Origin of the sequence: Photobacterium sp. GSS17, assembly GCF_028621875.1 — a bacterium.
Taxonomy (GTDB): Bacteria; Pseudomonadota; Gammaproteobacteria; order Enterobacterales; family Vibrionaceae; genus Photobacterium; species Photobacterium ganghwense.
In genome coordinates this window covers 661,921-674,680 of the sequence record NZ_CP117518.1, presented here as the reverse complement: position 1 = coordinate 674,680, position 12,760 = coordinate 661,921, and the positions used below count along the sequence as shown (strand labels likewise).

General features: G+C 51.8%; 9 protein-coding genes. 6 read left to right on the top strand and 3 right to left on the bottom strand.

What is annotated here, in order from left to right; genetic code table 11:
• Nucleotides 1-91 precede the first annotated feature (91 nt).
• The 3 genes from urtC to urtA all read right to left on the bottom strand — a co-directional run bounded on the left by urtC (nucleotide 92) and on the right by urtA (nucleotide 4,461).
• A complete protein-coding gene (urtC, locus tag PGW97_RS19410) occupies nucleotides 92-1,285 on the bottom strand; it encodes an urea ABC transporter permease subunit UrtC (RefSeq protein ID WP_273860484.1) in 1,194 nt (397 codons plus the stop codon).
• Between the two features lie 4 nt (nucleotides 1,286-1,289).
• Complete coding sequence (urtB, locus tag PGW97_RS19405) at nucleotides 1,290-2,960, bottom strand: urea ABC transporter permease subunit UrtB (RefSeq protein ID WP_443147134.1); 1,671 nt, start codon at nucleotides 2,958-2,960, stop codon at nucleotides 1,290-1,292.
• 214 nt (nucleotides 2,961-3,174) lie between these two features.
• Nucleotides 3,175-4,461 (bottom strand): urea ABC transporter substrate-binding protein, encoded by a 1,287-nt coding sequence (gene urtA / locus PGW97_RS19400; RefSeq protein ID WP_047884448.1) that lies wholly within the window; start codon nucleotides 4,459-4,461, stop codon nucleotides 3,175-3,177.
• Nucleotides 4,462-4,995: 534 nt separating this feature from the next.
• Between urtA and PGW97_RS19395 the strand changes: the two genes are divergently transcribed.
• Genes PGW97_RS19395 through PGW97_RS19370 form a run of 6 tightly spaced genes read left to right on the top strand, consistent with a single transcriptional unit; the run spans nucleotide 4,996 to nucleotide 12,622 of the window.
• Nucleotides 4,996-5,952, top strand: coding sequence for an AAA family ATPase (locus tag PGW97_RS19395; RefSeq protein WP_047884449.1), 957 nt, complete (start codon nucleotides 4,996-4,998; stop codon nucleotides 5,950-5,952).
• A complete protein-coding gene (locus PGW97_RS19390) occupies nucleotides 5,949-6,938 on the top strand; it encodes a DUF58 domain-containing protein (protein ID WP_273860483.1) in 990 nt (329 codons plus the stop codon). The genes PGW97_RS19395 and PGW97_RS19390 overlap by 4 nt, the downstream gene beginning before the upstream one ends.
• Entirely contained in the window at nucleotides 6,935-7,774 is an 840-nt protein-coding gene (locus tag PGW97_RS19385) for a DUF4381 domain-containing protein (RefSeq protein WP_273860482.1), read from the top strand. Before PGW97_RS19390 ends, PGW97_RS19385 begins: the two co-directional genes overlap by 4 nt.
• Nucleotides 7,767-8,732 carry a vWA domain-containing protein gene (locus PGW97_RS19380; protein WP_047884451.1) on the top strand — a complete coding sequence of 322 codons (966 nt, stop codon included), beginning with the start codon at nucleotides 7,767-7,769 and terminating at the stop codon, nucleotides 8,730-8,732. Before PGW97_RS19385 ends, PGW97_RS19380 begins: the two co-directional genes overlap by 8 nt.
• Nucleotides 8,725-10,845 (top strand): VWA domain-containing protein, encoded by a 2,121-nt coding sequence (locus PGW97_RS19375; protein ID WP_273860481.1) that lies wholly within the window; start codon nucleotides 8,725-8,727, stop codon nucleotides 10,843-10,845. Before PGW97_RS19380 ends, PGW97_RS19375 begins: the two co-directional genes overlap by 8 nt.
• Nucleotides 10,846-10,852: 7 nt before the next feature.
• Entirely contained in the window at nucleotides 10,853-12,622 is a 1,770-nt protein-coding gene (locus PGW97_RS19370; RefSeq protein ID WP_273860480.1) for a BatD family protein, read from the top strand.
• Nucleotides 12,623-12,760: the final 138 nt, after the last annotated feature.

Here is a 12,760-nt window from a genome sequence, read left to right as displayed (position 1 = left end):
GTTACTGCATCAGTCAGTCCGAGGGGATCCGAATAGGATGCGACTTGGTGTGATACCTTTGGCGTGTTCCCGGTAACAGATAAATGTACAGTCATAGCAACGCCTCCTTTTCTTCTTGCTGGCCAGTCAGCGGCCTCTTTGCAAGCTCAGTCTGGCGGCTACTGGGAAACGTTTTTTCCATCACCCGGCAGCGAATAGACTGAAGCCAGGCGAAACATGACGTCAGCAAACCGGTCATGCCTTTGGGCAGAAACAGGGTTGCCAGAACGAACATGCCCCCCAGTACAAACAGCCAGATTTCAGGAAACTCAATGGTGAACCAGCTTTTGAGGTAATTAATCAGCACCGCCCCGATCACCGCACCGTACAGAGTCGCCCTTCCGCCCAGAGCAACCCACACCACCACTTCAATAGAGTTCAGGGGGGCAAATTCGCCAGGATTGATGATACCGACCTGAGGAACATACAAAGCGCCCGCCACACCGGCGATGACCGCCGACAGCACAAACAGACATAACTTATAGTGGTCAACCTGATAGCCGATGAAACGGGCCCGCGATTCAGCATCCCTGACAGCAATGGCCACCTTCCCGACACGGCTGGCAATCACGGCTCTGCAAACCAAATAACCTGAAATCAAGGCTAAAATCGTCGCAATAAATAGTGCCAGGCGAGTTTCTGTCGCCTGCAGGCTGAAACCAAGAATGTCTTTGAAATCTGTCAGACCATTGTTACCGCCAAACCCCATTTCGTTACGGAAAAACGCCAGCATCAGGGCGAAAGTCAGTGCCTGTGTCATGATCGACAGATAGACACCTGAAACCCGGGACCTAAATGCCAGATAACCAAATCCCCACGCCAGAAGACCAGGCACCAGCACGACCATCAGACAGGCAAACCAGAACATATCAACCCCCTGCCAGAACCACGGCAGCGCGTCCCAGTTAAGAAACACCATGAAATCAGGTAATTCCGGATGGCCATACACGCCTCGGTCGCCAATCTGACGCATCAGGTACATCCCCATGGCATAACCGCCAAGAGCAAAAAATGCGCCATGCCCCAGACTCAGAATACCGAGATACCCCCATACCAGATCCACCGCCAGCGCCAGTAAGGCGTAACTCAGGTATTTGCCCATCAGGGTGATCGTGTACGTATCAACATGCAGCGGATGATCCGGTGCCAGTAGCAGGTTGAGTGCTGGAACCACAACAGCCAGCGCCACCAGCACGCCAAGCAGTACCTGCCCGCCTCGATCAGATTTAAGTATTGAAACCAGCATACGGTTAGCCCTCCACCGCACGACCACGTTGCGGGAACAACCCGCGAGGCCGCTTCTGGATAAACAGAATAATAAAAATCAGCACCAGAATTTTCGCCAGAACAGCGCCAGCCCAAGGCTCCAGTACTTTATTGAAAATCCCCAGGCTTAACCCGGCAACCAGTGTTCCCCACAAGTTCCCGACACCGCCAAACACCACCACCATAAAAGAGTCAATGATGTAGCTCTGCCCCATATTCGGGCCAACATTACTGAGCTGAGAAAGTGCAACCCCTGCTATCCCGGCGACGCCTGACCCTAAGCCAAAGGTCATGGCATCGACCCATTCCGAACGTACCCCCATCGCTCTTGCCATGGCACGGTTTTGCGAAACAGCACGGACCTGCAAACCCAGCGGGGTCTTTTTCAAAAGAACAACCAGTGCCCCAAACACCATCAGGCAGAACAGGATGATGTACAGTCGGTTGTACGTCAGGGCAAGTAACGGGTTAATTTCCAACATTCCGCTCATCCAGTCCGGTGTACTGACAGAGCGGTTCAGAGGAGAAAACACACTGCGGACAGCCTGTTGCAACACGAGGCTGATACCAAAGGTGGCCAGCAGGGTTTCAAGCGGGCGTCCATATAAAAAACGGATCACACCACGCTCAATTGCAATCCCCACTGCACCAGAGACCACAAACGCAGCCGGGATCGCCAGCCATAATGACAACCCGATATGATCAGGCAGCAATTGCTGGATCACGTACGTGGTATAGGCACCAATCATGATCAGTTCGCCATGCGCCATATTGATCACCCCCATCACCCCGAAAGTGATAGCAAGGCCAATACCGGCCAACACCAGCACAGATCCCAGGCTGAGGCCAAAAAAAAGGGTTTCAGCCATTTCATACACACGCTGGCTTTGCTGATAGGCATCAATTGCCCGATTCAAGGTCGGCAACGCGGTCTGATCCTCAACGGCTTTTTGCAGTTCCGTCTCTCTGGCCTTCAGCAAGGCCTGATATGCCGCCGGTTCAAGTGAGTCCGACAACACGGTTATGGCTGATTGTCGGAGATTCGCCTCCCCGGATTGGATATTCGCGATTGCCAGAACCAACGCAAGGATATCTTTGACCGGCTCTGAGGTTTCTGTCTGATAGGCCTGCTCCACCAGCATCAGCACCGTCGGTGATGTTTCTCCCAGCAAGCTCTTTGCCGCCGCCAGCCGACGCGTTTCCGATGTCGATGTAAGATCCAACTGGGCTATACCCTGGCGGATCGTTACCCTAAGCGCATTGTTGACCCGAACTTTTCGAAAATCGCGGGTCTGAACAATCTCCGTCGGAGTCAGGGAAGGGAATTCCATTGCCGTCGCACCGCGACTGAGTGACTCAATCAGATAGAGCTGCCGCGTTGATGGCTGATAATACAGACGCCCATCCATCAGACCGGACAGAATGTCCCTTGCGAATGGGTGCTGATTTGAAACCAGCCAGTTTACCGCTTCCTGCTTAGGCGCAAACTGACGTTGGCTGAACCGCTCAGCGGCGTCTTCAAACGTATTCACTTGGGCATTCGCGACGGTACTGCCGATAAACAAGGCGAACATCATCAACAGAAAGGTCACAGAAGTGGCCAGAAAGCGTTTCGGAGCATGGCTGGATGGCCATCCCCACCAATATATTTTCATAATCTTCTTCCATGAAGGTGGTACAAGACCTGAGCGAAGCACTGAAGAATGTCACCGTTCGGTCTGAAACGGTGCCTGCCTCTGGGCAGACAGACACCGCTCCTTTTATCCAAGCGCTAGTCCATGCGCAGCCAAGCGCTACTCAGAACCTCAGCATGACTCGGTAACTCAGGCATAAGGTGACACTGCCACCTTATGCCATCACTTAGCACCATCACTTAACACCGGCACATTTCCCGGTCACCACATTGAAACTGCCGCACGAGAAAGGCTTTTGCCAACTGGCGTAGAGGTCTTTAGAGCCCGGCAGGTAGTTAGACCACGCATCCCCCGCCACCACGCCGGTTGTTTCCCACACCACTTCAAATTGGCCATCCTCCTGGATTTCCCCAAGTAACACTGGCTTAGTGATATGGTGGTTCGGCATCATAGTGGCGTATCCCCCCGTCAGGTTCGGCACGGTAATCCCGATAATGGCGTCCTGAATGGCATCCGGTTCCGTTGTTCCGGCTTTTTGTACCGCCTGAGCCCACATATTGAAGCCGATGTAACTGGCTTCCATCGGGTCATTCGCCACCCGCTTATCGTCTTTGATAAACTTCTGCCATTTTTCAATGAAATCAGCGTTGGCATCAGTATCCACACTCATGAAGTAATTCCATGCCGCCAGGTGACCAACCAACGGTGAGGTATCCATGCCGGACAGCTCTTCTTCGCCGACTGAAAACGCAACGACAGGAATCTCTTCAGCGGAAACCCCTTGCGCTCCCAATTCCTTATAGAAAGGCACATTGGCATCCCCATTCACCGTAGAGATCACCGCGGTTTTCTTGCCGGTGCTGCCGAATTTTTTGATATCTGACACAATAGATTGCCAGTCAGAATGGCCAAACGGGGTATAGCTGACCATGATGTCGGCTTTATCTACCCCTTTGGCACTCAGATAGGCTTCAAGAATCTTGTTCGTTGTGCGTGGATAGACATAGTCAGTCCCCGCCAATACCCAGCGTTTGACTCCCAACTCGTTCATCATGTAGTCCACGGCAGGAATCGCCTGTTGGTTTGGCGCGGCGCCGGTGTAAAAGACATTCTTTGAGGATTCTTCGCCTTCATACTGCACCGGATAAAACAATAAGCCGTTCAGTTCTTCAAAAACCGGCAACATTGATTTTCGGGATACCGACGTCCAGCCACCGAACACCACATCCACTTTTTCTTTTTCCAACAGTTCCCGGGCTTTTTCTGCGAACAGCGGCCAGTTTGATGCCGGATCCACCACCACGGCTTCCAGCTTTTTCCCCAGCAAACCGCCTTTGGCGTTCTGCTCGTTCACCAGCATTAAAATCGTATCTTTGAGGGTCGTTTCACTGATGGCCATCGTGCCGGACAGGGAATGCAGAACGCCGACTTTGATAGTCTCTTCAGCGGCCAATAGTTGGCTGGAGAAAAACAGGGATGCCACTGCGCCAATCAGTGCGGGATGGGTAGTCTTCGCTGACATATTTATACTCCTTGTGAATAACTTATCTTCACAAAGCAGCCATCATGCCAATGTTGTTATCTTTATCAGCTAAATTTTATTTTCAATAAAAATCATCAAGTTATTAAAGCTTCCTTTTTAACCACGCCAGAAACCATTCAATTACATTCGATAAATCCGGGCATTCCTGACTTGCTAGCACTTTTTTAGTGCATAAAAGCAGGCACATATGCACTAATTTATGTCAGATTATTCATACTCTGCACCTTGGCGTTGCACCAGCCTATAATGACATGCCATAAAAAGGCTCGGATGCTATTGCGCCAGTGGCCCGCAGCTGAAAAGATGATTTCAGTCAGATGAGCGGTGTCACCCATTTCCCTCAATATTTTGCTGTTCACTATAGTTAGTAGTAAGTGGCGTGCCACAGCAAACTTATCTCATCCAGATTGTCCCTGTTCAGCAACATAATTTTGATGAACTTTCCTCTTTAAATTGAGTCTGAAAGTCCATATGTCTTTGTCGACTGAAGTATTAATAGGACACAAACCCACTATGTTGACTTCTACTTTCCAGCGCCTTCAAACTTACCTGAACAGCCAGGTGATTGGTCAGCCTGACCTCGTTAAACAACTGATGATTGCCCTGCTGGCAGATGGTCATATACTGGTTGAAGGCCCTCCGGGACTGGCCAAAACCCGCGCCGTCAAAGTGCTTTCAGACTGCATTGAAGGCAGTTTCCACCGCATTCAGTTTACCCCCGATTTGCTGCCGGCTGATTTGACGGGAACCGATATTTACCGCCCTGAAACCGGGGAGTTTACGTTCCAGCCCGGCCCTATTTTCAATGCCTTACTGCTGGCAGATGAGATTAACCGTGCACCTGCGAAAGTACAGGCGGCGATGCTTGAAGCCATGGCTGAAAAACAAATCACTGCCGGACGTAAAACCTATCCGCTGCCGGAACTGTTTCTGGTTATGGCAACGCAAAACCCGATTGAGCAGGAAGGTACCTACCCGCTGCCTGAAGCGCAGCTTGACCGTTTTCTGCTGCAGCTAAATGTGAACTACCCGGATGACAGCAGCGAGCTGGCGATTCTGAGGCTGAACCGCGGTGAGGCACTTGGCATTGAAGCGTCAGAACCGGTACATCTGACCCAGGAAGAAATCTTTGCGGCACGCAAAGCTGTGCTCAATATCCATATGGCCGAAGATGTCGAGCAATACATCATTCGCCTGGTAATGGCAACACGTCAGCCGCACCGTTACAGCGACCAGCTTGCCGCTTGGCTGCAGATGGGCGTCAGCCCGCGTGCCACCCTGGCATTAGATCGCTGCGCCCGTGCTCATGCTTGGCTGAGCGGGCGTGACTTTGTTACGCCAGAAGACGTTCAGCAAATGGCCTATCCGGTTCTGCGCCACCGCCTGTTACTAAGCTATGAAGCGCAAGCCGAAGCGATTTCACCAGACACCATCGTGGAACAGTTGATCACTCAGGTAGCTTGCGCATGACAGATTCCGTGACCCCAGCACTGCCCCCACACAGTGACGGCGTCAATTTGTGTCTGGCTGAGTTGCTGCATTACAAAAACCAAACTGTGCGCTGGCTGCCACCTTCGCAAAGCGTCTGGTCACAACTCAACGGTCACCATCAAAGTCGCCGTAAAGGCCGGGGGATGAATTTTTCTGAAGTCCGTCCGTATCAGCCCGGTGATGACATCCGGGCAATTGACTGGCGGGTAACCGCTCGTACCGGCAAAACGCACACTAAGCTGTTTACCGAAGAACGTGAGCAACCGGTCATGCTGTTAGTGGATATGAGCGCCAGTATGCAATTTGGCTCGCAGCTGATGCTCAAATCCGTGCAGGCAGCCCATTTTGCCAGCCTGCTCAGCTGGCTGGCCGTCAGTGAACAAGATCGCATCGGTGCCATGATTTACACCGGTTCGACTCTAATTGAGTGCAAACCTACTGCCCGTCAACAGGGGCCATTGCGTGTCATCAACGCCTTGATCGATGCACATCGGCAACACCTGATGCTCAGCCATTCAGCGACTCAGCCGCAAACGCGCCTGCCCTTTGCTGATGCACTCAAACATTTACATCATCTTTGCCCTAAAGGCAGTGAAATCGTCATTCTCAGCGATTTTTATCAGCTGGAAATAACAGACAAACGCCGCCTGAGCCAACTAAGGCAACACAATCGGATTCAGTTCGTGCAACTGTTTGATCCGCTGGAATCCGGACAAACGGCCTTCTCCGGTACCGCCTATGTCGCCGATCAGGAAAAGACCGCGTGGCTGGATTTTTCTTCCCAGAAGACCCGGCAAGGACTGAATGAGCAGTATCAGCAACTCCAGGCATTTTTACACAGCTTGTGTAAAAGCCTAGCGATTCCTCTTCATCCATTGTCAGCTGCCATCCCACTGATGATGCAGCTTGGCATGGCACAAAACGGACGCAACGCCGAATCTGGATTTAACGGGAGTGCATCATGAGACTCAGAGGCAATTCCCTGTTCAATACGTTTCTGACAAACATGCAACGGCTTCATAAATCCCCAAGCCAACATACACTTCGTGCTATTTCCAGTGCGAAAGTCTGGCGAAGTGCGATGCCAATGACAGTATTGGCAACGACATTTTTTACAAACACGGCTTTAGCACAGGTGCCATTAACTGCAGCGCCTGCCGCAACATTACCGGATGTATCGGCACCTGCCACATCTGGGAGTACACCAGCGATTTCTCTGGCAGGTCTCCATCTTCCTGCTGAGCCAGGTTACTGGCCGCTGGCATGGGGATGGTGGATGCTATTAGCACTGTTTGGCCTTGTGGCTGCCTGGCTGCTGATTACCCTGCGACGATATAAAAGGGCCAATCAGGCGCGTCAGGAAGCCTTACATCAGCTAAGGTCACTCCGATCTGCTGAGCACTTCAACCAACTGAATCTCTTGTTGCGCCAGATGGCCATGAGCTACCTGCCCCGCGCAGACGTCGCGGGCCTGACCGGAAGCGCATGGCTGACATTTCTTGATAGCTGCCTGCCGGAGAAACACCGCGGGTTTACTGAACTTGCATCGGTCTGGCAGCAGGGTTTGTTCTCGCCAGAGCCACTGGATGATCAAACATTCAAAAAATGTTATCAGCAGGCCAGGCGGTGGATTCAGAAAGCGGAGTTCACTTCAGGCACGATGACGCAACACACCGTCCCGTCTGCATATACATCTGCAGACAGCGCGCACATAGACAACGCATTGCCAACTCCTCTGCCGTCAAAAACTGTCCCGTCAGAGAAACTGCAGGCAACGAGCAAGGAGTCCGGCCATGTTTGAGTTTCTCTGGCTATGGGCGCTGATCCTTCTGCCTCTGCCTTATCTGGTTTATCGGCTGATGCCATCCACTCCGCCTCCTTCAGCGATCCCGCTGCCAAAGTTGCCAGACGGATTAGGCCAGAAGCAACAACGCAGCCGCTGGCTGGCGGTGCTAATGTCGATTGGCTGGATTTTCCTGCTTCTCGCCATGGCAAGGCCAGTCTGGTATGGCGATCCGATTGAAATCAATCCGGATCACCGGGATATGCTGCTGGCTGTCGACCTTTCTGGTTCCATGTCAATGGAAGACATGATCACACCGCAAGGTGAGGCAATTGATCGACTGACCGCAGTAAAATCGGTACTGCATGATTTCATTGGTAAACGTAAAGGCGATCGCCTTGGTCTGGTGCTGTTTGCCAATCATGCTTACCTGCAAACACCGCTCACCTTTGACCGCCATACCGTTCAGCAACAGCTCGATCGTACCGTTCTGGGTTTGATTGGCCAGAGCACCGCGATCGGCGAAGGGCTGGGCGTTGCAACCCGTACCTTCATTGACGGTGATGCGCCGCAGCGGGTCATTATTCTGTTAAGTGATGGTGCCAACACTGCCGGTGTGATAGATCCGATCGAAGCCGCAGAGCTGGCAGCCCGGAGTAATGTCACGATTTACACCGTCGGCGTAGGTGCTGAGGAGATGGAACAGCGTTCATTCTTCATCAGCCGTACGGTCAATCCTTCACAGGATCTGGACGAAAAAACCTTAACACAAATCGCTGAAATGACAGGCGGACAATACTTCCGCGCGCGTAATCCGCAGGAGCTGGAAAACATTTATCAGATGATCGACCAGCTTGAGCCGGTCAATCAGGCACAGCAAACCTGGCGTCCACGTCAGGAACTGTTTCGTTTCCCGCTGGCCGCTGCGCTGTTGTTGTCTGTTGTGATTGTGGTTATGAGAAAACGAAATGGCTAGTCTGACTTTTCTTTATCCGATGTGGTTTCTGGCATTGATTCCACTGGGCGTTATCTTGCCCTGGCTAATCCGCCAAAAAACTCAGCAGGGGCTGATTGCCCCTCACCTTGCTGCCCGACTCGGGCTGAATGAGCGTCAACCTGTACAAGGGCTGCTTACCTGGTTGCCGTTCTTCTGGCTGTTGAGTGTGACAGCACTGGCAGGCCCAAGCTGGCAAAAAACCACCCTACCCGCTTACAGCCTGTCGGGAGCCCGCGTGCTGGTGATGGACATGTCCCGATCTATGTACGCCACAGACATTACCCCGAATCGTCTGACTCAGGCACGCTTTAAAGCGTTAGATCTGCTACCCGGCTGGAAAGAAGGCAGTACAGGACTGGTGACTTACGCTGCCGACGGCTACACCGTCAGCCCGTTAACCAAAGACAGTCAGACCCTGTCTACCCTGATTCCTCATCTGTCGCCTGAGATCCTGCCTATACAGGGCAGTAATGCGGCCGCCGGGATCCAGGAAGCTATCACTTTGCTCAAACAGGCAGGCCATATTCAGGGGGACATTATCCTGATCACTGACGGCCTGAGTGACAAAGAGTCTGACGACAGCCTGGCATTACTTGCCAACACTGAATATCGGGTTTCGGTTCTGGCTATGGGTACCACACAAGGAGCCCCGATTGCCTTACCGGATGGTCGTCTGCAAACTGATAATTCAGGTCGCACGGTCATATCACGCGTTGATCTCAGTACCCTACTCCCACTGACAAAAGAAACTGGGGGCGTACTGCAGTTAGCAAAGCCAACGAATAGTGATGTCAACGCGTTAATCGCAGCGACAGCTAAGCCACCTCAAAGTACGGTTCAGGACAAAGACAAACAGGAACTGGAAGAACGCTTGAATAATGGCTTCTGGCTGCTGATTCCGGTCATTGTCATTGCTTTGCTGGGTTTTCGCCGGGGTGTGTTGCTGGCAGCCTGTCTGATTTTCATTCCTGTGGATCAAAGTTATGCCGCAGATACAGGTTTCGCTTTCAAAAACCGTGACCAACGTGCTTATCAGCTGTTTGAGGACGAACAGTACGCTGAATCGGCCAAAGTATTCTCGTCTGCAGCGTGGAAAGGTGCAGCCTATTACAAAGCCGGCGAATACGACAAAGCGATTGAAACACTGAAGCCACTTGAGAATGACGCCTCGCAATACAATCTCGGCAATGCTTATGTGCAAATCGGCCAGTATGACGACGCCATTTCAATCTATGAGCGACTGCTTGAACATAATCCGGATAATCAGGACGCCAGACACAACCTCGAGATTGCCAGACAACTGAAAGCAAATCAGCCTGAATCACCACAAGATCAGGCAAATAGCACGAATAAACAACCTTCCGATCAGCAACAAGATAAGAGTGGAAATCAGCGCAAACAGCAAGACAATCCAGCTAATTCCAATGACCCGCAGTCTGAGCAGCAAAACGCAGACTCCTCACAAGAGCAGTCGTCGCAACAATCATCAGAACAAGATCCGGGGCAAAATGCGGGACAGGATGGACAGTCGGGGCAACACCCTGATCAACAGTCAGGGGAACAATCCGGACAGCAGCCAGGCCAGCCAAATCAGGCTCAGCCGCAACAAAGTGATGATCGGCAATCAGAATCACAGAGTGATGCTGAAAATCAACAAAGTGATGCTGGCAATGCGGGTCAGAATACAAACGCTACTTCCGGAAGTACGGCTGATGCTAAACCGGATGACTCTCGCTCGGCTTCGCATGCGGGATCTGAACAAGAGGCAGATCAACAGAGTGATTTGCAAACTGCCCAACAAACCGTCCAGCAATCAGAGCAGCAACCAACGGAGACACAGCCTGACAGCCAACAAGCCGTTTCAGCCGATGAGCAATCCGCTGACAATGGCAAGGAACAAGATTCAGATGCACCACCATCCGTTGCCACCTCCGCTGCGGAAACAGGCAGTAACAGCTCTATTTCAGCCAGCGATCCCGTACTGAAAAAACTTGAACAGGTTCAGGATGACACCAGTGGTTTGATCCGTGCCCAATTAATTCTGCAAGCCAGACAAAAGCAAGCACCTAATGCGTCAGAAAATTCATGGTAACCCAAAGATGAACAGGTTTAATATGCTGCGACCAGGACTAAACAGCAACGCTTCGCGCACCCCCTTCAAGGTGATGCTCGGACTCGCTTTCAGTCTGTTGGCGATGTTTTCTTCTTTTTCCTATGCCGCCCTAGCGACTGCAACCGTGTCGAAAAATGTTGTCGGGGTCAATGAGGTATTTCAGCTGCAGATCAGCATTGATGACAACGTGAACACCAATGCACTCGATCTGTCGGTGCTGGACGATGATTTCAATTACGGCACGCCGTCCATCAGTAGCGGAACCAGCTTCGTCAATGGCGTAGTAACCCGCCAGACAGAATGGAAAGTGGCCATTGCAACCAAAGCAGTCGGAACGTTTACCATTCCGAGCTTCAAAATCGGTTCCAGCCGAACGGAGCCAATAACAATCACCTCGATGAAGTCGGCCAGTGACGGCAACGCGGCTTCTGCACAACCAGATATTCACATCAGTGCGAATGTCGATAAAGAGGCCCTCTATCTTGGCGAAACCATTCGCTACACCGTACGGATTCGTATCGGGGAGCAAATGAGTCAGGCTAGCTTGATTGCGCCCTCGGGGGATGGCTTGGATGTACGCCAAATCGGTGATGACCACCAGGTAGAAACCGTGCTGAATGGGCGCCGCTACCTGATTATCACCCGTAATTACCAAATCACGGCGAATAAGCCCGGCAATATCCTGCTGCGCGGTGCCGCATTCAAAGGCAGCATTATTAAAGGCAGTCGTGGATTTGGCTCTACCTTGCGTGTGCCGGTCGAGAAACAAGGGGAAGATTTTTCTATTGCGGTAAAAGATAAGCCTTCAGATTATCAGGGGCTATGGCTACCGACGGAAGACCTGCAACTTGAGCAAAACTGGCAGCCGGAGTCAGCGACCGTAAAAGTCGGCGAGCCTCTGACTCGCACGATTACCCTTCGGATCAAAAATGCCGAACAAAGTCGACTGCCGAACCTGAACCTTCAGTATCCTGGCTCAGTTCGGGTGTATGACGAAAAACCGGTTTATGGCACCGATGCAAACTACACCACCATGACGCTGAAGCAAGTCATCATTCCTCGGGAGTCTGGTGAGCTCACACTGCCATCACTCGCCATTAACTGGTGGAACACTGTTGAAGGTAAGCAGCAAACCAGCCGTATCGATGGTCTGACACTACACGTAGTGCCAGGTGAAGGTTCCAGCCCGGTTAACCTGTCCGGCGCAATGAGCCAGACGGTTACGCAAACAGGCACTCAAACAAGCGGCCAACCAACTAACCCAGCAGACACCTCGATGGTTACTTCTCCGTCTGACGCATCTGCAAATACCACCGCGGAATTCGGTTCCACAACCCAATCGGATTGGTGGCCTTGGGTAGCTCTGGGATTCGCCACATTGTGGCTGTGCACGGTTAAATTGTGGCTAAATGCCCAACGTCAACTGCGTACACTGATGAAGCAGCCGGAGATGCGCGCAGGTTTAACCACTTATGCGGACTCCGTGGATGGGATGATGGCGGCAGTCAAACGTAATGATGCCATCCAGTTGCAAACCTTTTTCCAGCAATGGACAAAATACAACCCGACGCACCCGCAACGAGAGGAACTTTCTGCCTTGGTTGCGAACATCATGGCACAACGTTTTGCCCGTGAATCCCCTGAAAGCTCACAGGTGAACACAGAAAAATTACTAACAATACTGAATAATTTACGGGCAACCCCGAGTGAAGAAGAGGCAAAAAGTCGCTCTCACCTTGCACCAATTGTGCCGTAATCGTCGGATGTGTTAATGACAATCGTATCGAAAAGCCCACGTAATGTGGGCTTTTTTAACATTATCGCCCCTTAAAACCCCAAATTGTTAAGAAAACCACCATCGCCGCCCCTGATACGGCAGCACTTTGCCAATAAA

Bases quoted from the DNA above. Each gene is read 5' to 3' on its own strand.
- urtC (WP_273860484.1), bottom strand. From the start codon at position 1,285: ATGCTGGTTTCAATACTTAAATCTGATCGAGGCGGGCAGGTACTGCTT.
- urtB (WP_443147134.1), bottom strand. From the start codon at position 2,960: ATGAAAATATATTGGTGGGGATGGCCATCCAGCCATGCTCCGAAACGC.
- urtA (WP_047884448.1), bottom strand. From the start codon at position 4,461: ATGTCAGCGAAGACTACCCATCCCGCACTGATTGGCGCAGTGGCATCC.
- PGW97_RS19395 (WP_047884449.1), top strand. From the start codon at position 4,996: ATGTTGACTTCTACTTTCCAGCGCCTTCAAACTTACCTGAACAGCCAG.
- PGW97_RS19390 (WP_273860483.1), top strand. From the start codon at position 5,949: ATGACAGATTCCGTGACCCCAGCACTGCCCCCACACAGTGACGGCGTC.
- PGW97_RS19385 (WP_273860482.1), top strand. From the start codon at position 6,935: ATGAGACTCAGAGGCAATTCCCTGTTCAATACGTTTCTGACAAACATG.
- PGW97_RS19380 (WP_047884451.1), top strand. From the start codon at position 7,767: ATGTTTGAGTTTCTCTGGCTATGGGCGCTGATCCTTCTGCCTCTGCCT.
- PGW97_RS19375 (WP_273860481.1), top strand. From the start codon at position 8,725: ATGGCTAGTCTGACTTTTCTTTATCCGATGTGGTTTCTGGCATTGATT.
- PGW97_RS19370 (WP_273860480.1), top strand. From the start codon at position 10,853: ATGAACAGGTTTAATATGCTGCGACCAGGACTAAACAGCAACGCTTCG.